Annotated in this window: 26 protein-coding genes and 1 pseudogene; 16 read left to right on the forward strand and 11 right to left on the reverse strand. The window is 46.6% G+C overall.

Going from position 1 to position 23,800, the window contains the following annotated elements; genetic code table 11:
• Positions 1-19: 19 nt before the first annotated feature.
• Entirely contained in the window at positions 20-2,017 is a 1,998-nt protein-coding gene (gene metG / locus ARCVE_RS08820; protein WP_013684426.1) for a methionine--tRNA ligase, read from the reverse strand.
• 73 nt (positions 2,018-2,090) lie between these two features.
• On the opposite strand from metG, the gene ARCVE_RS08825 reads away from it, so the two are divergent.
• From ARCVE_RS08825 to ARCVE_RS08845, 5 genes are all read left to right on the forward strand, one after another.
• Positions 2,091-2,318: a hypothetical protein gene (locus tag ARCVE_RS08825; RefSeq protein ID WP_048085941.1), complete on the forward strand. Its 228-nt coding sequence runs from the start codon at positions 2,091-2,093 to the stop codon at positions 2,316-2,318.
• A 152-nt stretch (positions 2,319-2,470) separates the two neighbouring features.
• A complete protein-coding gene (locus tag ARCVE_RS08830; RefSeq protein ID WP_156786047.1) occupies positions 2,471-3,241 on the forward strand; it encodes a DUF6345 domain-containing protein in 771 nt (256 codons plus the stop codon).
• Positions 3,242-3,254: 13 nt separating this feature from the next.
• Complete coding sequence (locus ARCVE_RS08835) at positions 3,255-4,184, forward strand: hypothetical protein (protein WP_013684429.1); 930 nt, start codon at positions 3,255-3,257, stop codon at positions 4,182-4,184.
• Positions 4,181-4,669: a hypothetical protein gene (locus ARCVE_RS08840; protein ID WP_048085943.1), complete on the forward strand. Its 489-nt coding sequence runs from the start codon at positions 4,181-4,183 to the stop codon at positions 4,667-4,669. Before ARCVE_RS08835 ends, ARCVE_RS08840 begins: the two co-directional genes overlap by 4 nt.
• A gap of 13 nt (positions 4,670-4,682) precedes the next feature.
• Positions 4,683-5,201, forward strand: a complete 519-nt coding sequence (locus tag ARCVE_RS08845; RefSeq protein WP_013684431.1) for a winged helix-turn-helix domain-containing protein — start codon at positions 4,683-4,685, stop codon at positions 5,199-5,201.
• Between the two features lie 91 nt (positions 5,202-5,292).
• Here ARCVE_RS08845 and cobQ read toward each other — a convergent pair whose 3' ends face one another.
• Positions 5,293-6,684 carry a cobyric acid synthase CobQ gene (gene cobQ, locus ARCVE_RS08850; protein ID WP_156786133.1) on the reverse strand — a complete coding sequence of 464 codons (1,392 nt, stop codon included), beginning with the start codon at positions 6,682-6,684 and terminating at the stop codon, positions 5,293-5,295.
• A 131-nt stretch (positions 6,685-6,815) separates the two neighbouring features.
• Here cobQ and ARCVE_RS11640 point away from each other — a divergent pair.
• Together ARCVE_RS11640 and ARCVE_RS08860 are read left to right on the forward strand one after the other, a co-directional pair.
• A pseudogene (locus ARCVE_RS11640) lies at positions 6,816-7,385 on the forward strand (LemA family protein).
• A complete protein-coding gene (locus ARCVE_RS08860; RefSeq protein WP_013684433.1) occupies positions 7,382-9,196 on the forward strand; it encodes a DUF2207 family protein in 1,815 nt (604 codons plus the stop codon). Before ARCVE_RS11640 ends, ARCVE_RS08860 begins: the two are co-directional and overlap by 4 nt.
• Positions 9,197-9,266: 70 nt before the next feature.
• Here the strand turns inward: ARCVE_RS08860 and ARCVE_RS08865 are convergent, their stop codons facing one another.
• A complete protein-coding gene (locus ARCVE_RS08865; protein WP_048085945.1) occupies positions 9,267-9,851 on the reverse strand; it encodes a hypothetical protein in 585 nt (194 codons plus the stop codon).
• Positions 9,852-9,925: 74 nt separating this feature from the next.
• Complete coding sequence (locus tag ARCVE_RS08870) at positions 9,926-10,138, reverse strand: hypothetical protein (RefSeq protein ID WP_013684435.1); 213 nt, start codon at positions 10,136-10,138, stop codon at positions 9,926-9,928.
• Positions 10,139-10,229: 91 nt separating this feature from the next.
• On the opposite strand from ARCVE_RS08870, the gene ARCVE_RS08875 reads away from it, so the two are divergent.
• Positions 10,230-10,925, forward strand: coding sequence for a DDE-type integrase/transposase/recombinase (locus tag ARCVE_RS08875; protein ID WP_013684436.1), 696 nt, complete (start codon positions 10,230-10,232; stop codon positions 10,923-10,925).
• A 74-nt stretch (positions 10,926-10,999) separates the two neighbouring features.
• On the opposite strand, the gene hisB is transcribed toward ARCVE_RS08875, so the two are convergent.
• The gene (hisB, locus tag ARCVE_RS08880) at positions 11,000-11,569 is read right to left on the reverse strand and encodes an imidazoleglycerol-phosphate dehydratase HisB (protein ID WP_048086271.1); all 570 of its coding nucleotides are present in this window, start codon (positions 11,567-11,569) and stop codon (positions 11,000-11,002) included.
• A gap of 52 nt (positions 11,570-11,621) precedes the next feature.
• Positions 11,622-12,338, reverse strand: a complete 717-nt coding sequence (gene hisA / locus ARCVE_RS08885) for a 1-(5-phosphoribosyl)-5-[(5-phosphoribosylamino)methylideneamino]imidazole-4-carboxamide isomerase (protein WP_013684438.1) — start codon at positions 12,336-12,338, stop codon at positions 11,622-11,624.
• A 120-nt stretch (positions 12,339-12,458) separates the two neighbouring features.
• Here hisA and ARCVE_RS08890 point away from each other — a divergent pair, with 120 nt between their 5' ends.
• From ARCVE_RS08890 to ARCVE_RS08900, 3 genes are all read left to right on the forward strand, one after another.
• Positions 12,459-12,677 carry an antitoxin VapB family protein gene (locus ARCVE_RS08890; RefSeq protein ID WP_013684439.1) on the forward strand — a complete coding sequence of 73 codons (219 nt, stop codon included), beginning with the start codon at positions 12,459-12,461 and terminating at the stop codon, positions 12,675-12,677.
• Complete coding sequence (locus tag ARCVE_RS08895) at positions 12,677-13,066, forward strand: PIN domain-containing protein (RefSeq protein WP_013684440.1); 390 nt, start codon at positions 12,677-12,679, stop codon at positions 13,064-13,066. Before ARCVE_RS08890 ends, ARCVE_RS08895 begins: the two co-directional genes overlap by 1 nt.
• 61 nt (positions 13,067-13,127) lie before the next feature.
• The gene (locus ARCVE_RS08900) at positions 13,128-14,159 is read left to right on the forward strand and encodes an S-methyl-5-thioribose-1-phosphate isomerase (protein WP_013684441.1); all 1,032 of its coding nucleotides are present in this window, start codon (positions 13,128-13,130) and stop codon (positions 14,157-14,159) included.
• 187 nt (positions 14,160-14,346) lie between these two features.
• On the opposite strand, the gene ARCVE_RS08905 is transcribed toward ARCVE_RS08900, so the two are convergent.
• The 3 genes from ARCVE_RS08905 to ARCVE_RS08915 all read right to left on the reverse strand — a co-directional run bounded on the left by ARCVE_RS08905 (position 14,347) and on the right by ARCVE_RS08915 (position 16,737).
• Positions 14,347-15,393, reverse strand: a complete 1,047-nt coding sequence (locus ARCVE_RS08905) for an SPOUT family RNA methylase (RefSeq protein ID WP_048086272.1) — start codon at positions 15,391-15,393, stop codon at positions 14,347-14,349.
• A gap of 20 nt (positions 15,394-15,413) precedes the next feature.
• Positions 15,414-15,887 carry a cyclic pyranopterin monophosphate synthase MoaC gene (gene moaC / locus ARCVE_RS08910; protein ID WP_013684443.1) on the reverse strand — a complete coding sequence of 158 codons (474 nt, stop codon included), beginning with the start codon at positions 15,885-15,887 and terminating at the stop codon, positions 15,414-15,416.
• 154 nt (positions 15,888-16,041) lie between these two features.
• Positions 16,042-16,737: an RNA ligase partner protein gene (locus ARCVE_RS08915; protein WP_013684444.1), complete on the reverse strand. Its 696-nt coding sequence runs from the start codon at positions 16,735-16,737 to the stop codon at positions 16,042-16,044.
• 227 nt (positions 16,738-16,964) lie between these two features.
• Here ARCVE_RS08915 and ARCVE_RS08920 point away from each other — a divergent pair, with 227 nt between their 5' ends.
• Together ARCVE_RS08920 and ARCVE_RS08925 are read left to right on the forward strand one after the other, a co-directional pair.
• Entirely contained in the window at positions 16,965-17,339 is a 375-nt protein-coding gene (locus ARCVE_RS08920; RefSeq protein WP_156786048.1) for a hypothetical protein, read from the forward strand.
• A 13-nt stretch (positions 17,340-17,352) separates the two neighbouring features.
• Positions 17,353-17,856 (forward strand): hypothetical protein, encoded by a 504-nt coding sequence (locus tag ARCVE_RS08925; RefSeq protein ID WP_013684446.1) that lies wholly within the window; start codon positions 17,353-17,355, stop codon positions 17,854-17,856.
• On the opposite strand, the gene ARCVE_RS08930 is transcribed toward ARCVE_RS08925, so the two are convergent.
• Positions 17,853-19,739, reverse strand: a complete 1,887-nt coding sequence (locus tag ARCVE_RS08930; RefSeq protein WP_013684447.1) for a VWA domain-containing protein — start codon at positions 19,737-19,739, stop codon at positions 17,853-17,855. The genes ARCVE_RS08925 and ARCVE_RS08930 overlap by 4 nt on opposite strands.
• A gap of 135 nt (positions 19,740-19,874) precedes the next feature.
• Here ARCVE_RS08930 and ARCVE_RS08935 point away from each other — a divergent pair, with 135 nt between their 5' ends.
• From ARCVE_RS08935 to mptA, 3 genes are read left to right on the forward strand one after another with little or no spacing between them, the layout of a single operon-like run.
• Positions 19,875-20,291, forward strand: coding sequence for a phosphate-starvation-inducible PsiE family protein (locus ARCVE_RS08935; RefSeq protein WP_013684448.1), 417 nt, complete (start codon positions 19,875-19,877; stop codon positions 20,289-20,291).
• A gap of 31 nt (positions 20,292-20,322) precedes the next feature.
• Complete coding sequence (locus ARCVE_RS08940) at positions 20,323-20,889, forward strand: YbhB/YbcL family Raf kinase inhibitor-like protein (protein WP_013684449.1); 567 nt, start codon at positions 20,323-20,325, stop codon at positions 20,887-20,889.
• Positions 20,890-20,919: 30 nt separating this feature from the next.
• A complete protein-coding gene (mptA, locus tag ARCVE_RS08945; RefSeq protein ID WP_013684450.1) occupies positions 20,920-21,840 on the forward strand; it encodes a GTP cyclohydrolase MptA in 921 nt (306 codons plus the stop codon).
• A gap of 1 nt (position 21,841) precedes the next feature.
• On the opposite strand, the gene ARCVE_RS08950 is transcribed toward mptA, so the two are convergent.
• A complete protein-coding gene (locus tag ARCVE_RS08950; RefSeq protein ID WP_013684451.1) occupies positions 21,842-23,797 on the reverse strand; it encodes a DUF2298 domain-containing protein in 1,956 nt (651 codons plus the stop codon).
• Between the last annotated feature and the right edge of the window lie 3 nt (positions 23,798-23,800).

Raw genomic sequence — 23,800 nt, forward strand, 5'->3', positions numbered from 1 at the left:
ACTGCCCGCTGTACACCAGTTACCTGATCTTCGACCCCGGCGGAACATCCTTGTCGGGATGCAGTAACACCGGCTTGCCATCAATGTCCGCAGCGAGCATCATACCCTGACTCTCAACGCCCCTTATCTTCGCTGGCTTCAGGTTTACGAGGATAGGAACGAGCTTGCCCACCACGTCTTCAGGCTCATATACTTCCGCAATTCCCGCAACGAGCTGCCTGACTTCGCCACCTATGTCAACCTCAAGGCGGAGGAGCTTTTTCGCACCTTTAATTCTTTCAGCTTTTACTATTCTTCCAATCCTTATATCGAGGCGCTTGAACTCCTCAATGTCGATAATCTCCTTCTCTTCTTTAGCACCTTTTTCGGCCATCTCAGCCCTCCTGATTCTCTCCATCATTAATTTCTCCATCTCCTCAATCTTCTTGTCGTCAATCTTCTCGAAGGGAACATCCGGCTTTTCAAGCTCGGTTTTACCCAGCAGTGAGAGAGCATCCTCAAGCTTTGCATTCCTTACGTCAAGGCCAATGCATCTGCCCATCTTTTCCATCGTCCTTGGCATGACTGGATATGAGAAGATTATCAGGGCCTTGGCGAGCTGGAGACAGTTGGCGATAACCTTTATGCATTCCTCTTTGTTCTCCTTTATCAGCTCCCACGGCTTTACGTTCTGGAAATAGACGTTTCCAAATCCGGCAAGCTCCATGAACGCATCGCTTGCAACCTTGAACTCCCACTCTTCCAGAGCCCTAACGATTTTATCCTTCGTTTCTGCTATCTTCTGCATGATCTCCTCATCTACTTCACTTACCTCAACGCTGCCGAAGTTCTTCCAGGCAAAATGCATTACGCGGTACAGGAAGTTACCCAGCGTTGCAATCAATTCATTGTTCACCTTATCCCTGAAAACTTCCCACGAGAAGTTCAGGTCGCGCTGGTGGGACGTGTAGTTGACGATGTAGTATCGCAGGTAGTCAGTGTTAAAGCCCGCTTTGAGGTAGTCGTCTTCAACCCATACCACGTAACCCCTGCTCTTCGAGAACGTCTTGCCCTCAACCTTCACCATTCCGCTCGCCACAACAGCGTTGGGTAAAGCGTAGCCCGCTCCTTTGAGCATCGCAGGCCAGAAGATGCAGTGGTGGTAAACGATGTCGAGGCCTATGAAGTGAATAATTTCCGCTTTCCCGTTAATCCATATGTCTTTCCAGTCACAACGGCCTTCGCACGCTTTTTCGGTGAAGGAGATATAGCCGATGGGTGCATCGACCCACACGTAAACTACGAGGTCTTCGCCGGGGAATTTGACACCCCACTCGAGATTTCTCGTTATGCACCAGTCTTTCAGCTCTCCTTTAACCCACTGCTTCGCGTAGTTCAATGCGTTTTCCGTCCCCCTGAGGTTTTCGAGGTAGTCAAGCAGGAAGTCTTTGAAAGCTGTCAGGCGGAAGAAGTAGTGCTTCTGCTTCCTGAAGACGGCATTGCTGCCGCAGATTTTACACTTCGGCTCCTTAATTTCTCCCGGTTCTAAATGTCTGCCGCACCCCTGGTCGCACTCGTCACCTCTCGCAACACTTCCGCAGTAGGGACATATCCCCTCAACGTAGCGGTCAGGCAGAAAGCGCTGGCATTTGGGGCAGTATGCAAGCTCAATTTCTTTTGGGAAAATGTAGCCATTCTCTATCAGCTTTTTAACGAATTCCTGCGTTCTTATGTGGTGATACTCGCTGTCAGTTCTACCAAAGAAGTCGAATTCAATGTCTATGGCTTTAAAAACCTTCTGAAAGTGGTCGTGGTATCTGTCCACGAGTTCGCGAGGAGATATTCCTTCCTTTTCCGCATTGACAACAATGGGCGTGCCGTGACAATCGCTGCCGCATATGAAAATGACGTCTTCGCCGAGCATTTTGAGGTAGCGAACATAAACATCAGCCGGCACGTATGTGCGCAAATGCCCGATGTGGGCCTTTCCATTTGCATAGGGTAATCCACAGGTTACGAGTTTCAAACCGGGTTTCAAGCTATCACCTCTACTCAGACACTGGGCTTAGCACTGGGGGAAGCTATAAATCTTTTACTTGCACATGTATATTATGGGATGGAGGTATCGCCACCTCCGTAGCGAACTTAAAAAGCTTGAACCCCGTAGAACCTACGCGATTCCGCTCTCAGCCCTTCGCCCATTCAAGCGGGGAGATTTTACTGCAAGAGAAGCTGTCAACGCCGTAAGGCGTGCTGCAAGAAACATGAACGCTGAAGTTTACGTCAGAGGTGAAAAGATATACATCAGACTCCGCCCCTCGTGTGCGTGCAATGTCTGAAGTTTTTTACTTTTTATTTTTTCCTTGTTCAAGGGTCAGCATACAACCCGATAAGACTAATTTGAGGATTGCAGTGTAGCATTTCATGTTCGGAAAATCCGAATGAAATGTTAGCCTTTTGTAGAATTTTGAACTAAGAACGAGCCGGTGATATGATGAAACTGGCTGTATGTGCAGCCTTAGGAATTTTGGTGCTGTTGTTAACAACAAGCAACTCTATCGCATACGAGGTTTGTGCAGAGTGGGTGAATGAATACAACGGCTATCTGGACGATCTAAACAACAACGATGAAAACGCTCAGGGCTTTTACAACGAATTGAGAAGTGACTCTTACTGGAGTGGAGCCTTTATTTACGGCGATGATTTAGCGTGGGAGAGCGACTGGAAGGATCCGAGTAAGGGAGGACATGATGACGTATTTGTAGACGATACACACTTTGCATTCTTTTCTGGGCACGGAAGCTTAAAAGGATTCTATTTCGGCACGGAGCACGACGACCACGAATTGGGCTACCTCGATGCTCTCTGGGGAAACAAGAAAATGGACTGGATAACGATCGATGCTTGTGAGGTCTTGAGAGATGAGTGGTGGAGCCATGTAACATGGCGCTGGGGAGATGCTTTTGAGGGGCTCCATTCAATCTGCGGATTTCATACAACCACACATGACGTAACAGATAGAGGTAGTAGATTTGCAAAACGCATGGATGGTACTTGGGCGGAGTGGACAATAATACAGGCATGGATACAAGCGGCAAAGGATACAGAGGGTTCTGACACCTATGTTGCCGCTCTCGCAGCTGATGCAGATGGAGACGATAACACTTACGATTGCTGGAATGACCACATTTACGGGCACGGTTCGCAGGTAGATCCCCCAGCAGATCCACCATTCTGGTGGTATGGTAAGTATCAGTGTTGAGGAGGTGAATAAAATGCGAAAACTTGTTGTTGGGCTAATTATTTTGTCGCTGATAACCGTGGGAGTTGCGTACACAATGACTAAGCAATCGGATACAGAAATCCAGCCGCTCTCGATCAATAACGTGAAAGGATTCCGTACAACATCTTTCGTTCTAAATACTACACTGCCCAAAGTATCCAAAAAGTTGATGGTATACGAATGCGCTGAGCCAAACGTTACGCCTGAATATGTATCACTACTGGCAAAGCGATTTGGTATGAATGGGCAGCCAGAAAAAGTATTTGATGAATTCCTTCTTACGGATGGCAACTACCATCTTGAAGTAAATACAAAATCCGGGAGAATCGCATACACTGACGTATCGAGATGGATGGTTGGAAACAATGTAGATAAGCCATCGAATCTCCCATCCGATAAGGAGGCTATAAAGATAGCAAGAAATTATTTAAGTGAAAAAGGCTTAATGCCAACTGACGCAATTCTCAGAGATGTGACACATCCAAGGGTTGTGGCGATGGATAGAGAGGGAAACGTCATCGGAGTTGGCTTTGAGGACGTGAAAGTTTCATTCACACGTAAAATCAATGGGCTTCCAGTAGTCGGAGCAGGATCAAAGCTTGATGTGGAAGTTGGAGGTAACGGAGATGTAATAAATGTCTATAAAGTATGGAGAAATTACAGACCATACAAGGAGTATTCAATCATTACACCAGAGCAAGCTTTAGAGAAGCTGAAGGAGATTGGGATATTTACAGGAATAAAAAGTGTTGATAAAGCAGTGATAAACAAAGTCTATCTTGGATATTATACAAAGTCGGCAAGTGAAAAGCAAACGTATTTACAGCCAGTCTACGTTTTTGAGGGATGTGCAGAAGGAGAAAATAGAACTGAAGAATTTAAGCAATATATTCCGGCCATTCCAGAACTCGGAGGGATATGATGAAGAGAGAGTTTCTTGTAATGTCTGTAGTCGCTCTGGCACTCTTATCTTCTTTTTTTATTTTGTTCATGCCTTTAAATGAACCTCCGAAAATGAAACAAGGAGTAGTCATCCACATAAACAATAACTATTATAAAATCCTACCAAATGAAGAGGGGTATGACAAGTTATCAGAAGAATGTATGAACATTCTGAAATCTATAAATGGACAGTACAAGCTGGCAATAACCTTAGACGAGCTAAATTCAATAAAAAGCCGAGAGAACTATGTTGAGATTGTTTTTCCTGAGAATATAACGCTAACGACAAACTATGAGTCAGTAAATAAAGCAGGTGGTATAAAATTGAAGGGGGCCGTACTCATGTTGAGCGGAGAATACAAGGGGAAAATTTTTACGTACAGAGATAGAGTTGTAGGTGTCTGGAGTTCTGACCAAAGCTTTGATAGGTTAAGGGGGACGGTAGAAACGTTTATTCAGCAATGAGGGAATGAACTCCATGCGTGAAAAAGAAGGAATGTATGAGGACAACAAGGACGGAAAAATAGTACTTGACAAACGAGATTTCAAAGCATTGTCCTCGGATATAAGAGTTGAGATCCTCAAAAAACTTGATTCTGGATGTAAAACACTTAGAAAATTAAGTGATGAGTTAAATCTTCCTAAATCAACGGTGCATGAGAATCTCGCCATTCTTGTTGAGTCGGGCTTTGTTGAGAAGAGAAACGAGGACAGCAAGTGGGTTTACTACGAGCTGACGGAGAAGGGAAGGAGCGTCCTTCACCCCCATGAAAAGGTAAAGATTATATTGCTTCTCTCCTCTGCTGTGCTGAGCTATGCTGGAGGGGTTATGGAGATATACTTGTTCATACAGAGAACTCACCCTGAAGAGGGTGTGAAAGGAGTACCTTTTCACCCTGAACACCTGATTCTGGGCATTGTCTTTGTAATAATTGGCACTATACTGCTGTATTCAGGTTTACGGAAAAAAGCTCAATCGATAGTACAAGCTGGATAAGAAAGAATTAGCGAAGTATTAGGGAGTTCTTAATGATACTACAATTGAGAACACGATTAAAGTGCTGAGAAAGAGACTTGTTCAGTAACATCTAAACCCAACCCAAAATAGCGTCGATGTCGAGTTTCTCCTCCACAACCTTTGCAAGTTCTTCGATCCCGTCAGTCCTTGAGGGAATTTCGACACCTAAATGCTTGCAAACCGCCTTCACAATACAGTCGTTCCAGAAAAGGCCGTGCATGTATGTTCCCCATACCATTCCATCCTCGCTCGCGCAGCCTTCGTCATCGAAAACAGGATTGGATGCTTTTGTTACACCCTTGTGGATTTCGTACCCCCAAACGGATTCTCCCTTTATCTTTTCGAGGATCACAGCGTTTCCATTGACTTTTCTTTCGACTTGCCTGCACATCTTCCTGAACTCTCTGAATTCCGTTACGGCATCAAGCAGACCAATCCCCTTTGCCTTCACATAGCCATGCTCAACGCCAAAGTCCACGAGCTCCCTGCCAAGCATCTGATAACCGCCGCATATTCCTATCACGGGCCTATCTTTCGCAAAACGCCTCAGTTTTTCGTGCATTCCCGCCTCCTTCAACGCTCTGAGGTCTGCCATGGTGTCCTTGCTTCCAGGAACTATGACAATCTCGCAGTCGATGTCGTCTTTGAGGTCGATAAACTTGCAGAGTTCTCGCAGAGGCTCGAGGTCTGTGAAGTTTGATATCCTCGGCAACTTCAAAATCCCTATTTCACTCGTTTCGCCATTTCCACTCCACTCATCCATGCATAGGGAATCCTCTGACGGCATAGCCGAGTTCAGGTGGGGTATGACTCCGAGAACGGGAACACCCGTAAGCTCTTCAAGCTGCCTTACTCCGCTTTCGAGAAGCTTTTCGCTTCCTCGCAGCCTGTTTATGATAAATCCCCTCACGAGCCCAGCGACATCGGAAGGGAGAAGCTTATATGTTCCGTATAGGGATGCAAAGACACCTCCTCTATCTATGTCTCCTACTATGTAGATTGCTGGTTTTGCAATGCGGGCAATGCCTATGTTGGCTACATCTCTATCGTACAGGTTTATTTCCGCAATACCACCCGCCCCCTCGATTACAATCACATCGTAGTTCCTGCTGAGCTCTGTATAGGCCTCCTCGACCACCTTCATTATCTTCGGCACTTCTCTGTAGTACTCAAAACTTGAAACGTCTTTTACCGCTTCGCCGAGCAGAATCAGTTGCGAGACGAAGTTTCCCTTAGGTTTCAGCAAAACAGGGTTCATCAGTTCGTTTGGTTCTATGCCAGCAGCCCTCGCCTGAAAAGCCTGAGCTATTGCAATCTCCTTGCCCTCCTTCGTGACATAGGAGTTCAGGCTCATATTCTGCGCTTTGAAGGGAGCAACGGCGTAACCTCTCTTGCTCAGAATTCTGCAAAGTGCTGCGACGAGGACGGACTTTCCTGCACTGCTGGACGTTCCTGCAATCATCAGTGCCACGTGGCAAGCTATCTTGTTAAAAGATAAAGCATTTTTGATCGTATCTTGCATTCTTTAGTTATTAGGATGAATGTGAATACCAATAGTTAAATTTATATCGCAGCATTAAGCGCCAAATTTTCATGGAACTAACGTCTGTACTACTGATTGCAATACCCGTAGTGGTCGTTGTGCTGCTGCTGGTGTATTTCGTGTCTATATACAATAGATTTCAGAGCCTGAAAAATGGGGCTGAGGCAACACTCGGCCAGATAAGGGTGGCACTTAAAAAGAGACTTGACATGATTGCCCAGCTTGTTGAAGCGGTGCAGAGCTATGCGAAGTTCGAGAGGGAGACCCTTGAAAAGATCACGCAGATGAGAACAAGTGTGCTAAAAGCGGACGCAAGGGAAATTCAGAACATTGAAGCATAATCTAGACGGATCTTGGGCAACATCCTTGTTTCTGTTGAAAACTATCCGGATTTAAAGACGTCTGAAACAGTAAAGCAGCTCATGGATGCTGTTAGAGATGTGGAGGACGAAATTGCAAGGCACAGGTACACGTACAACAACATCGTTCAGGAGTTCAATACAATGACCGACGTCGTACCGTCGAGCATAGTTGCATCTATGCTCGGGTTCATGAAAATGGACTACCTGCAGTTCGAGGAGGAGATAAGCAAGCGACCTGAACTCAGGTGGCAGGTATGAGTGAGACAAGGCAGCTTGTCATTCTTTTTTTGATTGTGATTCTGTTTGGAGCTGCAGGGTTTTTCGTGGCGGAGCTTGTCAACTATTCTGGCGACCTGACGGTCGAAAGGTACATTGTTACGCTCTCTCCCAATGGCTCTCTTAAGGAGACTTATGTCTACGACATCGGCAGCTCCGGGAAGTACACGATGCTGTATAGAGTGTGGAAGGTACCTCTCCTTCCTCCTGCAGCATCGGGCCTGAACACGCCCTACGTGAAGGTTCTTGATGTTGAATGCTCTTTTGGGACGATATCCTACGTCAAGGATTTCGCGGGGAAAGTCTGGATTCTCAGCGGACAGAGTCCGGCGTATGCCAAGTCCTGGATATCCAGAAAGGCGTATCTAAACGAGGTTGGCTGCTATAAACCGGAAATGTTCACTGCTGGAAAGTATACAGTGACTTACAGCTACTTCATCAATCCGCCACTGGAGTGTGATGAAGAAATCTGCCACCTCAACCTCAAGCTTGCCGATGAGCACGTGCCCTACAAGAGAGTCGAAATAGTTCTAAATGACCCTTATAATCAAATTTTAAGGGTTTTTCCACATCCACCGGACTTCAGTGTCTCGAAAAGCGACAGTGGATGGGTAATTACAGGTAAAAGTCCTAGAGACGGACTGATTGAGGTGGAGATTCTGCTCAAGCCCGGTATGGTGGGATTCGTAAAAGAAGTCAGCAACGTTGAGGAAAAAACGCTGTCGGCGAACAGTACATACTCAAATGTATATTCAGCACTCTTAGGGCTGAAATACATTCTACTTGCGATAATATTTGGATTTCCGGCTGTACTCGGCACTCTTTATATCAGATACGGGAAGGAGAAGGAGTTCACAGTTCCGGAACATCTGAGCTACGTGCCGAACAAGAACAGAAAGCCCTGGCATGTTAACCTCGTATTCAAGGGTGATGCTTTAGACTTCGACGAGGACGGATTTTACGCAACGCTCCTCGATCTGCAGATAAGAGGTTTCATAAAAATAGAGCCGTACATGGATGGAGCGAATAAAAAGGAAGTGAAAATCGAACTGCTAAAAAAGCCAGAGGACGCGGAAGACCCTTACGAGAGGGCTGTCCTGCAATTCCTGCACGACTGGTCGAGAGATGGTGTCACATTCTACACCGGAGAGTTCAAAGACCTCGTCAGGTCAATGAGTAACAAGAGAGATGAGATTACGAGGCTCAAGGAGAGGGTCGATTTTATCATGCGTGAGGCCTTTCCAGAATATGCGAGGGAGTTCGTGGAGTCTGCCAGAAGCAGGCTTGCCGTTCTCTTCGTTGCGAGCCTCGTGCTGATGCTTGTCGTTGTCATTGCGGGAATGCTATATTCTGGTACATATCCAGTGCTCAGGGAAATGGGCGTGTACTCTGTGGCGATCATGCTGCAGTCCCTTGCTGCACTTCTTACCCCAACAGCACTCTTTGGCAGATGGAAGGGTGATTACTACAAGGAGAAGCTCGAGTGGGATGCTTTTCGGAAGTTCCTGTCGGACATGGTGATGATAAAGAAGTACGCACCCGAAGACATAGTCATATGGAAGGACTGGCTCATTTATGGAACTGCCCTTGGCGTGGGTGAGAAGGTTGTAAAGGCGATGGAGGCGCTAAAGGTCGAAATTCCCGAAGTCTACGTGGCGCCTTGGGTTTACATGTCGTTCCACTCTGTAAACAGGTCGGTCTCATCGGCATACGCAGCGGCAACTGGCAAAAGTACGGGAGGTGGATTTGTCTCCAGTGGTGGATTTGGAGGCGGTGGGGCTGGTGGACGATAGTTGGATAGCTGGATGGCTTCCACCCTTTACTTTTTAGTGTGATCACCTGATTAAGGTTGTAGAATTGCTACTATTTAAAGAACAAGTAGGCGGGGAAAGCCATGCTCACCAAGTTGATAAGCAAGCTGAGAAGCACACTCTCTCTTAAGCTCATCTCTGTACTTTTGTTTATTATTGCACTCTCGAGCAGTATGACAAAAGCTTCAGACGGGAAAAGCGAAAGTCGGCTGGCCAGTCCCCAGCTCATGTAATCTTTCATGATGTTTAGTGAAATCTCCAGAGCAATAATGAACAGTGGGTATGATACTGCATTCGCAAGCAAAACAGCCAGCAGGATTTTCTTTTTCGGAGTTACCTTTCTGACCACCAGATAGGCGAAGGTGGTAACAAGTTCGATACAAACGGTAATTGCGAAAAAGATGAGGAGTATTAGTAGGCCCACAAGTAGTTTGCCCCGCATGTACTCGCTCTCTCGACCGGGTATGGACACGTCAGCCGAGACAATGGCAACAGAAGACAGTATTACGAATATTGCTAAAAGTACATGTACTATTCGAACTTTGTCATGAAACATTGTAGAAAATTTGAAGAGGTAAAAAATAACTTTTTCGATTTTGGCGAAATAGTTACATTTTTTGTTATCCTTGGCTATCACGTTCCAGTGGCCCGTATATGCTATCTCAGAATTGTTATATTTTACTGTATTATGAATGGAAGTGTCCGAATAAATTAACCTTCTGGCTTGCCGATTATCTCGCCGCATTTCGGGCAGGCAACTCCTTTCAGAACTTTACTAAGCCAGCCTCCACGAAGCGCCTCATCTTCTGAGATCTTCAGGCTGCCATCCGGATTTACGTACTCTTCTTTAAAAACCGGCTTTAGCTTGGAGATCTTGACCTTACTGCCGCAGTTAGGACACACGATCCTGTTTCTCTTTCCCATAAAAAGGATGGCAAGGAATATTGTCTTTAGTTTTACGATCTGACCTGTTCACAAACTATATAAATAATTGAACATCAATCTATCACATTTTATGGTAATAGCGAATATAGCAGATAACGACCTCATTAAGATCCTAGAGAGCTTCAAAATCTTCGAGAGGAATAAAGTATCGCTGGAGATCAAGCTTATTGCAATAGCGATGTACATAGTTTCTTCCAGCGTTAGAAGAATCGCTTTGCTCTTTAACGTTGGCAAATCGACCGTCCACTACTGGATCGAGAAGTTCAAGGATGTTCTCGAATTCAACGAGAAAGAGAAAGTCAAGGAGCTTGTAATAGCTCGAATTGCTGTTGATGAAACGATTTTGAAATACAACGGGAAGAAATGCTACCTTTTCGCCGCTTTGGATGTAGAGAGAAACAAGATTGTGCATCTCAAAGTATATCCTGCGAGAAATGCTTTAGCAGCTTATTCCTTCCTTAGAGAAGTTCTGAGGATGTGCGAGGTTGAAGAGCTGATTTTGGATAAGGGGCCTTGGTACAGAGATGCCTTACAGCGTTTAGGCGTCAGATTCAGACACGAAGCATTTGGAGAGAGGAGTTTGGTTGAATCCGTGTTTTCTTCTTTCAAGCAGAGAGCGGAGATTTTCTTCTGCTCCATAACAGTTAATTTCAGGAGGAGAGAGAAGAAGTTTGGAAGTCTAAGGTGGAAAAGAGCTTTAGAATGCTGGAACAGGTTTTGCAGGATGTTCATGTTCTACTTCAATGTCGTTAGGGGGTGTTATTAGGACACCTATTTATGAATTATACAAAGGTTTCCTTAGCCTGATCTGTGCTGTACGCGGCTATACAGCTTGACAGTTTAAAGAACACCCTTCGTGCTCCTTACGTCTTCTCCTCTTATCTCAATGGCTTCACTGAAAGCTTTGGCAAATGCCTTGAAAGCAGCCTCCATCGTGTGGTGCGCATTCATCCCCTTGAGCTGCAGGTAGACGTTTATTCCAGCGTTTCTGCACAAGGTGTCGAAGAAGTGGACGAAGTTCTCAGCTTTCATGCCTTTAACGTCTCCAACGCTACCTTCGAAGTTGAAGTACCCCCTTCCACTCACGTCAACGCCGCACATTGCTACTGCATCATCCATCGGGAGTATTGCATCACCAAACCTCGCGATGCCCTTTTTATCTCCCAGCGCAGTTTTTATCGCCTCTCCGAGCGCTATGGCGACATCCTCTATGGTGTGGTGTTCATCGACTTCGATATCTCCTCTCGCCTTAAGCTTCAGCCCGATACCAGCGTGCTTGGCAAAGGTCTCGAGCATGTGGTTGAAGAAGGGGATGCCCGTGCCAACTTCGTAATCACCGCCATCGAGATCTATTGAAACACTGACTTCGACTTCTTTCGTTTTCCTCTCTGCCCTCGCCTTTCGCATGATATGCACTTCCATTTAAAATAATAATAACTTTTCCATCAAACTGCTTAGCTGTTCAATCCTCTTCAAGTTCGAGCAACTCTTCAAGACTGACTTTGCCTGTGTAAAGGGCCGAGCCTATCACGACGCCAGCAGCTCCGACTTTCTTTATCTTCTCAACGTCTTTTCTTGTCGTTATGCCTCCCGCAACATAAACAGGCAGAGACGTGCCCTCCACAACTTCTCGTACTTTCTCTATTGCAGCTCCTCTCATCAAACCTTCAACGTCCACGTTCGTGTAGAGCAGCGATACGTCGCAGTCCTCGTAAAGCCTCGCGAGTTCCACAGGTGTGAAAGCTGTCTCCTCCTTCCAGCCCCGTACAACCACTTTATCTTTCCTTGAATCTATGGCCACCATTATTCTACCGGGGTATTTAGATGCGAGAGTCTTTACCTCTTCAATCTTTTCTACAGCCATTGTTCCGATGATTACTCTGTCTATTCCTGCGGAGATCAACCCTTTGATGACGCTGGTATCTCTTATACCACCACCAACCTGAATTTCGGCTTTAACTCGCCTTCTAATTTCGAGAATGATGTCTTCGTGTCTCAGCCTTCCACCGAAAGCTCCACTCAGGTCGATGACGTGGAGAACTCTCGCCCCCTTCTTAACCCACATCTCTGCAACTTCGACGGGGTTTTCGAGGGAGACAAGAACTGCATCCTCTTTCCCCTGCTGGAGCTGGACACATTTGCCATCCTTTAAGTCGACTGCTGGAATAACCCTAAACATCGTCTTGCGTTTGGCAGCGGGCTAAATAGGCTTTTCGATGTTTTGGCGAGTCTGCTTTTCGTCTTCTCATTGGTCAACGGAATGGCAAGCTTTATAACATATACATATCAATACACAACTATGGCAAAAACGATAGCAGTGTCAGATGACGTTTACGAAATGCTCTCTAAGGCAAAAATGAAAGACGAATCTTTCAGCGACGTAATCAGAAGACTCCTGAGAAGGCAGAATATAAGCGACATTCCCAAAATACTCGAAGATAATGAAGCTGAAAAGATCAGAGAGTTGATTGAGAGGCAGAAAGAAGCTGACTTGAAAAGACTTAAGGAGTTGCTCTGATGTGGATTTTCGACACCTCTTTTGTTATCGACCTCTTCAGACACGACAGGAGGGCTTTAAAGAAAGCCAAGGAAGTTGATAACACTCCATCGACAAAGGCAATTTCTGTTGTGACTGCTCACGAAGTTTTGAGGGGGTTGTTTTACATTGGGAACGAGGAAAAGCTGAGGGTTGGCGAGTCTGCTCTCAATAGATTTGAGATCATTTCATATACATATGAGATAGCAAAGAAGGCTGCAGAAATTGACGCATCTCTCGCAAAAAGAGGTGAAATGCTGCCTTTCCCGGATGTAGTCATCGCTGCAACCGCTGTGGTGTATGATTTAATACTTGTCACGAGAGACGAGCATTTTAAGAGAATCAAAGGGCTCAAAATCGAAGAGTATTGACTAAGTCCACTTCCAGCAAAAATCCCAAAAGCCTAAAAAATAACACCTGCAACGAAAAACCATGAGGACAATATTCTGGGATGGTTGCGTTAAGCTGATAGACCAGACTTTACTGCCAGATAAGTTTGAAATTATCGAGTGTAGGCGCGTTGAGGAGCTTGCAGATGCGATAAAAAGGCTTGCAGTTAGAGGTGCTCCCGCCCTCGAAGCTGCGGGCGGATACGGCGTTGCTCTGGCAGCCCACGAGAGGGACTTCTCGAGCGTTGATGAACTGAAGGAGCACGTTAAAAGAGCTGCTGAGTTCCTTGCTTCTACCCGCCCAACGGCCGTAAACCTCTTCTATGGCATAGAGAGGGTTCTCAAAGCAGCTATGGATGGAAACAGCGTCGAGGAAGTCAGGCAGCTCGCTTTGAGTGAGGCGGAGAAGATAGCTGACGAAGACGTGGAAAGGAACAAGCAGATGGGCAAACATGGCGCAAAGCTGCTTGAAGATGGATTTACGGTTCTGACTTACTGCAACACCGGAAGGCTCGCAACTGTTGACTGGGGAACTGCTCTTGGTGTAATAAGAAGTGCCGTCGAAGAGGGCAAGAAAATAAAGGTCATAGCCTGCGAAACGAGGCCTCTCAACCAGGGCTCGAGGCTGACAGCATGGGAGCTCATGAAGGACGGCATCGAGGTCACGCTGATTACAGACTCGATGGCGGGTATAGTCATGCAGAAGGGCATGGTTGACTGCGTCATAGTCGGGGCAGACAGAATCGTGAGAGATGCTGTTTTCAACAAGATTGGAACGTACACAGTTGCAGTGCTTGCGAAGGAGCATGGCATACCCTTTTACGTTGCAGCTCCAGCAACTACCTTCGACTGGGGTAGAGAAGCGAAGGATGTCGTGATAGAGGAAAGAAGCAGAGAGGAGCTGATCTACTGCAATATAAAGTGCAAACAGAGCCTTATAGCCCCCTCGGATGTTAAGGTTTACAACCCCGCCTTTGATGCAACTCCTCTCAAGTACGTTACTGCTCTGATTACTGAGAAAGGTGTAATCTACCCGCCATACGAGGAGAACGTGCCGAAAATTCTTGGTTTTTGATTTTTGCACTGTCTTAAATTACTCTACTTATTTTATAAGTTTTTGAGAGCTATATTTGTTCCCTTAATCTCCATAACTCTCTCGTATTGCCTCAAATCACTGGGTCTTCCCAGCTTCTGGTCGCGTTAGTGGTGAATCTTCGGGCGACACATCGCACCTGTAAACGGCTAAGTGAAAAATGCCAATTTTAAGTGGTTTCCTCCTTTTTACCCGAATCTTCGAATGCTTCCTCGAATACAGCTATGAGCGCCACCAAAGCTGAAGGAATGGCCTGTTCGGTTGCGAAGGTAATGTATGGAGCTAAATCTATCACGTAATCTGCAAACTTAAAAACGCCCTTTGGAATTCCGACCCTGCTTCCGACGAAAACCACGATTTCATCAGCGTAGAACATTTTTCTGCCAAGTTCGTCCTTTACATTTTTTATCTGCTTCCCGGTCGGGTCAGTAACTATCAGCAGGTTCCTCTTCTTGCGCTTGTCCCTCGCAGTCTGGTAGAGGTCTTGCAGAAGAACCGGTACTTTTCTGACGTCTCTATCGTAGGCCCTTTTCTGCACTTCAAATCTCGCAATCTGCCCCTTTCTGACGCCCTTTATGAATTGCTCAAGTTCATAGGCGTTTGCGTAGCCGAAAGGAGCAATTATCAGTTCTTTAATCTCGAAGGCCTGTACAGCCCTCCCTATTCTTTCACCAAGCTCAAAGGCACCCTTTTCGAGGTACGGGAGCTGGACTATGCTTATTTTACTGAGGAGTTTTCTCGAATCCACCTTGTCGGGAGTGTACTTTTTATGCTCCACCTGACCCTCTGTAACTCCTATCAGAGCTCTATCTCCGATTATCTCTACGTAAACGGTTTTTTCCGGAGAGATCAAATCAACGTCGCATCCTGTGAGCTTCTTCACTTCTGCGCCCAGCCTGATATTTACGTCTGCGCTTGTAAAGTCGTGAGTACCTCTTCTCTTCGTTTTAATAGCAAAGGTTTTTGCGTTACCGATTAGCTTTGCTATCTTTGGAGCCTGTTTAAGTATCTCGTTAATGTCGGCCTTACACTCGATAGAGATGGGTATGATTGTCTCTATTTCCGGGATATCGGATATCCTCTCGATTTCGTCGGAGTGAACTATCACGAGGCCGAGAAACCCGGAGGGTCTTACTTCAATGTCTGCGTCCAGTCTCTCACGTATGTAGGACGCGGCGATGTACTCCATTCCTACCAGCGTTTTTATGAGGAGCATGGCTGTGTTTGAATTTTCTATCATTTTCCGCTCTCTTTTACCTTCTTCACAACCCTCATGTTTTCAATGGCCGTTGTGGGGTACTGGCCTTCTTCATTCTTTTCGAGAGATTTGACCATGTCCCATATGGTCAACAGTGCAACGCTTACTCCCGTCAAAGCCTCCATTTCGACTCCTGTTTTGCCAACGGACTTCACTGTACATTCTGCTTTAATTCCCTCATCCGTTACATCGAAAGATACCTGAACGGAGGTTATGGGTATTGGATGACACATCGGAATCAGTTCAGGAGTCTTCTTGACGGCAAGGACTGCCGCTATGTTCGCCGTGTTGAGAACGTTGCCCTTTGCAACCTTATCTTCGACTATGGCCTTTACAGTCTCCTTTTTCAGTCTTATGAAGCCCTCCGCTGTTGCGATTCTTACCACATCTCCCTTCCCGGAGATATCAACCATTCTGGCCCTTCCGGACTCAATATGGGTAAATTCACCCATGTAATCACCTGCGTATCTTCGATAGCAATCCTGCAAATAATTTAGCTTTTCCTTCTCGCAGACTTTATTTCTTATTCGTAAGCCTGAGGGGTCTGAATAATTTCTTAAATTCAGATTTCGAGCACACGAGAACTCTGTAGGTAAAACAAATGATTTAAATTATCTCTTCCTCCTCTTCTTCCTCCCTGTGCCTCTTTGGTGGACTCTCTTCAATAAGTGTGAGGTATTCCTTGAGCATTCTCGGGAATTTCGACGCTTCAACAAATCTCAATCCCATGCGCTCGCTCCACTTCCTTATTCCGGCATCACTGCTAACAACCCCTGCCTCAAGCTCCTTGGCCAGCAGAAGGACATCCAGGTCAGGAGAACTGTCGAGAATCCCCTGCCTCAGCGTTGCGCGGTACTTATCGCGAAATTTGCCTATCAGGTTGCCTATCTCCTGCTGGATTTCTTCCTTACCCTCAAGATTTGAGGCTATGGCCGAGCTTTCCCATATAAACTCTTCTGCAAGCTTTCTGCCCCGATTGATCTTCTGCCTCATAGTGAGGACGTACTCGTAAAATATTGCTGCCGGAATCTTGACCTCATAGCGGTTTGGAGTCTTTTTGACGAGCCACGTGTCGAGCTTGACGTAAACGTCGTCGCTGCACTGATGTCTGCGAAGGAAGCTCACGAGTTCACCGTAAACCGTTGGATAGGGGATGTAGCAGCTTATATCGAGCTTGAGCCTTGCTCTCGCTATGAGGTCGAGGATTTCCTGGGCCGATTCACAGAGAGACTCGTAGCCTTCCTTGGCTCTCAGCCCGCTGTCGGTGATTGCCGTGGTGTCGAGGACGAATCTCTGTCTCATTGATAAAAATAAATATTGAAAAATACTTAAAGGTTGTGGAATTACTGCAAATAGTCTGCAAAAATTCCTCTTGCAAAAGTACAATCGAAGTACGGGCGTAAATCCCTCAAATTCGTTAACTCAAATGAGGACCGGCAAATTTTTATAGTAATACTGCAACTATTAGTAATTGGTGAATATATATGGTAGAAGAAAATAAAATTTCCTCCAAAGATTTAGAGTCGATTTTGGAAGAGCTGGGACGAAAAATCTACGACGGACTTAAGGACGCTCTGGAGGATATAACCACACTGCAAGTTGTTACAGTTTCTGGAAAGGAGCGCGTTTTGAAAGTAGAAAAAATGGAAGATGTTGACGGTAAGGAGTTTATCGCAAGGAGAAAAACGGTAATTTCTGAGGAGCGCGTGATTGCGAAGACAATTATAGAACTGGATGGGGATATCATACTGATGCTTCCCGTGGACGATGAGGGTAAGATCTCGGTTGAGAAGGAGATAATGGAGCTTCACGAGAAAAACGTGAAAATTGCTGTCGAGAACTGGAGAGAATTTCTGAAAGGAATTATGAGTGTATGCACGCAACTGATGGAGTTTCTAAAGTAGAGAACGGATACCTATGCTCCTCAAACTCGATGAAGTACGTGCGGGGAGTGTTGAGATATCCTTCAATCTGACTGAATATGGAGAAGTTATAGCACTCATATCGGGAAACGAAGATGGATGGTCGGAAGAAGAGCACTCTGAGGAAATTGACAGGCTGAAGAAAAAGTATCGCAGGCTGAAGCATAGATTAAAACTGTGGCTGAGGTTGCTGTGTGTAGCGTTGCGGCATAGAAGAACAGTAGTCTCCATTTTTTCCAGCATTACAACGTTCAGGATGACTACACGCGGTAAACACACGATTCAAACCATAGTGGAGCTTGACGGCGACGTAATTACGAAGGTGCCCCACGATGTGGACAGAAGATTGATGGACATTCACAGTAAGAATGTAGAACTGGCCATGTTCATCTGGTTTGAGAACGTTAAAATTTTGATAAGACTCCTATGTTTGCTGAGATTCAGACCCGTCAGTATCTTAACGAGACTTCTTCTGAAAATAGCTTCTCACATACTCTAAACCCTGTAAACCGGAGCGTCTAAGGCGTGGGAGAGAAAGTCAATGTACGACGGGGCCGGATCGATTGCTCTTGTCCTGCTGTCGTATATCTCAAGCTTAATTCCGCTCTTCTTTATGGCGGATGCGAGCATCTGGAGCTCCTCTTTAATTGATTTTCCGTACAGCGGCGTGTTCGCTTTTCCGTCCGTAATCAGAACTCCCTTAACGATGGAATCTCTGTTCTTCAGCCTGAAGCTTCTCGCAAGGACGAGGAGTGTCTGAAGGGCTGAGGAAAGGGGTGTTCTCCCTCCTATGACAACATTATGCAGCGCATCCATCACGCCCGAGTACCTCCTCGTTGGAGGCACGAGCACTTCCGCTGCGTGTCCCCTGAAGGTAATTAAAGCGAGGGAATCTCTCTTCACATAGCTGTTTTCAATGAGTTTCGCAGCAACACCTTTCGCAATCCTAATTCTCCGCATTGCTGCCATACTTCCGCTCGCATCGAGCATGATAACCGTAAGCCTCGGCAGTTTCACCTTTCTAACTCTAACTCTGATGTCCTCATCGCATATCTGCCTTCTTCCGTTCATCGCAGCAGTCCTTATTGTCGCAACGATGTCAACGTCACTGGCTACTCCAGGAACGCTCGAAATCGGGTAACCATGGGGGTGACCTATAACTGTGGCCCTTTCATCCCTCGAGCCTCTTGAAGCTCTCTTTGCTGTGCTGACACCACCCTTGGAGAGGTCTACGTCAACGCTTGCCGCATCATACTTGCTTGTTGCATTACCTTTTGCGTTGCCGTCAGCGTTGCTGTTGTTTTGCTTATGTTCGTGGGGGTGCTGCTTGCCCTGGCTCTCTTTTTTGTTCTCTTTGTCCCTGACCTTGTTTTTATTATCCTGCTTCTCCTTCTCTATTTTTGGGGGAGGAGGTGTGTCGAAGGGTTTTGACTTCAGACGGTGTGGCAGGGCAAGCTCCATGGCCTTCTTTAAGTCTTCCAGATTTACCTTCTTCCTCCCATCGAGTGCTGCTATTGCCTTCGCAGTCCTTACTGTCACTATCTCGGCCCTGTGGGTCCTTATGCCCTGTTCGACTATAGTCTCGGAAAGGAGCTTCAGCAAGTCGTCATCCATCTCTACCTCGCCAAGAATCTCTCTCGCCCTGATTATCGACTCTCTGATTTTACTCCGCTCTCCCTCGTACTTTCTGCAGAACTTCTCCGGGTCGGTCTGGAACTCCTCGACCCTCTTTACAATTTCAATTCTTTCTTCAACACTGCTTGAACCTTCAACGCTGACATATAAGCCAAATCTGTCGAGTATCTGCGGCCTTAACTCACCCTCCTCAGGGTTCATGCTGCCGACAAGGATAAAGCGTGCTGGGTGCCTCACCGATACACCTTCCCTCTCAACGACATTCCAGCCCATGGCAGCAGCGTCAAGCAAAATGTCGGCTATGTAGTCGTCGAGAAGGTTAACTTCGTCGATGTAGAGTATGTTTCTGTTCGCCTCTGCAAGCAAGCCGGGCTGTAAAGCTCTGATTCCCTCCTTAAGGGCTTTCTGGATATCAAGCGTTCCAACAAGTCTATCAACGGTGGCGCTTAATGGCAGATCAACGACTCGCATCTTCCTGCTTTCGACTTCGATTCTACCTCCTTTCTTATCCTGCAGGCACGCTTCGCACATCTCGAGTTCGTTATAAGGGTTGCAGTTGAAAGGACAACCTTTCACAACATCTATTTCGGGAAGAACGTCTGCCAGAGCTCTTACGAGGGTTGACTTGCCCGTTCCCTTGTCTCCGGAGAGCAGAACTCCGCCGATTGCTGGGTTAACAGCGTTGCACAGGAGAGCAAGCTTTGCTTTCTCCTGCCCTACTATTGCAGCGAATGGAAAAACTCTCATTTCTGCACCTCGTGTAGCAAGAGATGGCGAATTGTTAATAATATTTACGACAAAATTTGTGTTTTGCGACGATAGAGGTGAGGCAATGATTTTACTTGGAGATATCTATAAATTCTCTCGTGTGGATATATTGTTGTGGAAAGGCAGGACAAAAAGTACAGAATACTGAACAGCATGTATGAGGCTGTCGTTTACGTAATGGCCGTAGTAATGTTCTTTCTGCTCATAGGGAACGTCTACACGATTCTAAGGCAGCTTCCAGAGACTATCCTCACCGGCGACAAGCACCTCTTTGACACGATGATAACACAGGTTCTGACTTTCTTCGTTCTGATCGAGCTAATAAGGGCCTTCACAGAGTATCTCGAGTTCAGGAGAGTTCGTCTATATATCATGGCAGAGCTTGCAGCCATATTTGTCCTCAGAGAGATTCTGATAATGCTCTATGCACAGGAACTCGACTGGCTCAAGCTTCTGTCTATCTCCGTTTTGCTCGTTTCGGTTGCAGTGGTTAGAACCCTCGCAATTATCCACACTCCGGCAAAGAGGTAAAGCTTATTTCCTTGCAGAACCACTTTTTCTCATGAAAAGACTTATCTTCGTTCTGCTCGCAGCCCTGATACTTGCAGGATGTGCAGCAGAAGAGGAAAAAGCGGTTAATGAGAAGGTCGTCGAAACTGAAGGCGATAAAGTTGAAAAAGAGTTCACGGTTAAGCTGCCATTCAAAACGTTTCCCGAGAAATACACGTGCAATGGTGAGGATGTGTCCCCACCCATAGCAATAGAGGGCGTAAGCAAGGAAGCGAAGAGCATAGCCATAATAATGGACGATCCCGACGCACCCCTTGGCACATTCACCCACTGGGTAATCTGGAACATCCCGGCAAACATTACCTCGATACCTGAGAGTATTCCTCCCGAACCTGTCGTTAAAGAGCCTATCAGCGCCGTTCAGGGTAAAAACGACTTTGGCAGAATAGGTTACGGTGGGCCGTGTCCGCCGTCGGGTGTTCACAACTACAAAATTAAGGTCTACATCCTCGATACCTTCCTGAACCTCGATCCGGGAGCAACGAAGGAAGAACTCGAGAACGCAATGAAAGGACACATCCTGCAGTACGCAGTGGTTACTGCGAGCTATGGCAGATAACATTTTATACGCTTGTGAGAAGTTGTGCTGATGCTTCCTGATGTGCAGACTCTCAAGCCAGACATACCCGTGAACCTCAGCAAGGTGGGGGCAAGGGGGATAAAAAAGCTCGTCATGGTTACAAAGGGAAAGGGCAGGCCTGCCATACTTATCTCAACCTTTGATGTTTTTGTTGACCTCAAACCCACCAGAAAAGGAATAAACCTCAGCAGGAGCTTCGAAGCGATAGATGAGGTTATTGAAAGTCTGACAGCAAAGCCCGTCAGATGGATCGAGGAATTGAACCTCAAGATAGTCGAAACTCTCCTTGAAAGACACGAATACGCAAATAAGGCAGAGGTATACATGGTCTCGGAACTCATTCTCCGAAAGCGTACCCCAGTAAGCAATTATCAAACTCAGGAAGTCGTAAATGTGCTCTGCGAGGCGAGTAAGGATAGAACCGGGGACAAAAAAGTGTTTATCGGCGTGGAAGTTTCCGGTATAACTGCATGTCCCTGTGCACAGGAACTTGTCAAGGCAAAGGCTGCTGAAAAGCTTCTGGCAGAGGGTTTCAGTGAGGAGGATGTGAAGAAGGTTCTATCCGCGGTGCCGGTAGCGACTCACAACCAGAGGGGGAAAGCTACGGTCAAGGTACAGATAACCGATGGGTTCAAGGTTTCAATAGAGCAGCTAATAGACATTGCAAAGGCTGGCATGAGCTACGACATCTACGAGCTCCTGAAGCGTGAGGATGAACTTGCGGTTGTTGAGGGCGCACACAGCAACCCTGTATTCGTCGAGGATAGCGTGAGAATCATGGCCAAAACGGCAGTTGAAATGCTCAAAGATGCGCCCGATGAGATAGTTGTTTTCTTCAGACAGGAAAACGAGGAAAGCATCCACCAGCATAACGTGATGGCTGAAAGGGTTGCCACGATAGGAGAGTTGAGGAAAGAATTATACGGCTGAGCTACTCAAAGGCAAATATCACGACTCCTCTATCCTCATACACCTTCTTGAGAATCCCGTCGAACTGTTCTGGCTTCGCTCCATACTCTTTCCTTTCCTGATGCCCCACAACTACATAACTCACGTTGTACTTCTTCAGCAGCTTCTTCAGCGTCCCGACATCGTGCGTAGTGTATATCGCTCTCAAATCAGCCATCCTCTTCGCAAGTTCTTCTCCATTGCCCCTCCATTGCACCTCATGACACGCCCAGCCGACTATCGTTGGATTGCCCGTAAATGCAGCAAATCTTCCGCCATACGTGTAGCACTTTGATGCAGCCTCCGCTATAACACCTCTCTTCTCTCTTAGCCACTTGATTGCCTCGTACTCTCCGTAAGCCCTTGTGAACGCCATGCCGTCAAGGGTCATTTCCGCCTTGTAGTGTCTCACTGGAGTTGCGATGGTAGGATAAGCGAGGCTCATGGCGAAGAGGACGAGCATGAAGATTGCAAGCGCATTCTTTTCTCTCAGGATACTCCTTAAACCTCCTGAACCCCCCAAACTCAAACTTCTGAAAACGTCTGACAGGGCGATAGCTCCCGGCAACGTTAGCATGAGCCACGCTGCAAGGTAGAATTTGAAAACTGTGTTCAGTCTCGACTCTATCGCCACGAATTCGGGGATTAGTATGATTAAACAGGCTGCGAATATGAGGAAGGCGAAGAATTCCTTTCTCTTAATAGACCTTCTGAGAGACGCAGCAAGAAGAGGGATCACGGGCAATGCGATAGGAACAATGATCGAAGATAGGAGGGCTACTGGTAGAGCCATGAGCATGGCTCTGAATTCGCTCCTCAGGTAGTAGTATGCGAAGGCGAGCTGAATTGAGAAGAACAGGAGAAATTCTCCAAGGTCACTTCTCTCCTCCACGAGCAGAGGTTTTGCGGAGGCAGAGTGGATGGTAGTTGATGCGAGGAACGTTACGATGCAGCACGCAGCAAACAGTACGATTCCTTCCCTCCTTCTTACGGCAGCAACACAAGCAATCAGCAGAAGCATTATTGGTGAATCCCATGAGTTCGTGATGTATATGACCGCAGACAGCAGAACGATCCATGGTTCGACGTTCTTTCCACGGTAGAACTCGTAAAGAAGGGAGATCATCAGAATCTTGACCGGTATCGCAACTACATGGGCGTGGAAGTCGGCATGTATGAAGCTGAAGTAGGGAAACTCGTTTATTGTGCCTTCTATCACCCTCGTTGCATTCCAGTAGTACAGAAAGCCAGGCAGCTTCATTGCGGCAATATCAGAGGCGAGTTCGTAAACTGCATACAGGTTGCCTGAGAACAGCACAAACACAACGCTGAACAGAGCAGTCCTTTCCACCCTCACCCTATCTCCTGCGTTCAGTCCACCTCTAGCGTTCCGCAACACCGAACTCAGGAATCCATAAACGAGCATGCAAGAATGGGCAGCTACACTTGCTATGGCTATGTTAAACCCCACTTCGGGTGGAGAAAAGCTCATCAGTGTTGTCGCTGCTCCGATGACGTAGCCGAAGTAGTAGTAGCAGTCTATCACACCGCCAGCGAAAAAGGGGTCGAAGGGGGGGAATCGCTCGGCTTTCAGCACCGCGTTCATGAACGCCATATCCATGAGCTTCTCCGCCCCTATCACGTCTGGCAGCAGGAAGCGGAGGAAAAGGAAGTAGGCAAATGCAGCTATAAACACACTCTCAACCTTTCTGTCAAAAAACGGCTTCCTGAGGCAAAGCACGCCGGCAGCACAGAGTGGTGCGAGAGTGGCGTAAAAAGCGGTTGAAAAGGGCATGAAATGGGCGAGAATGTAGGAGATGAATGAAAGAGTAACGAGGGAGATGAAGCGAGCCTGGTAGTATTTGAGGCGCGCATATCTGAAGGGCTGTGTTATCAGGACTGAAAGGGCGAGGTATGCAGCTATGCACGCAGCATACATCGA

The organism is Archaeoglobus veneficus SNP6 (assembly GCF_000194625.1).
Taxonomy (GTDB): domain Archaea; phylum Halobacteriota; class Archaeoglobi; order Archaeoglobales; family Archaeoglobaceae; genus Archaeoglobus_C; species Archaeoglobus_C veneficus.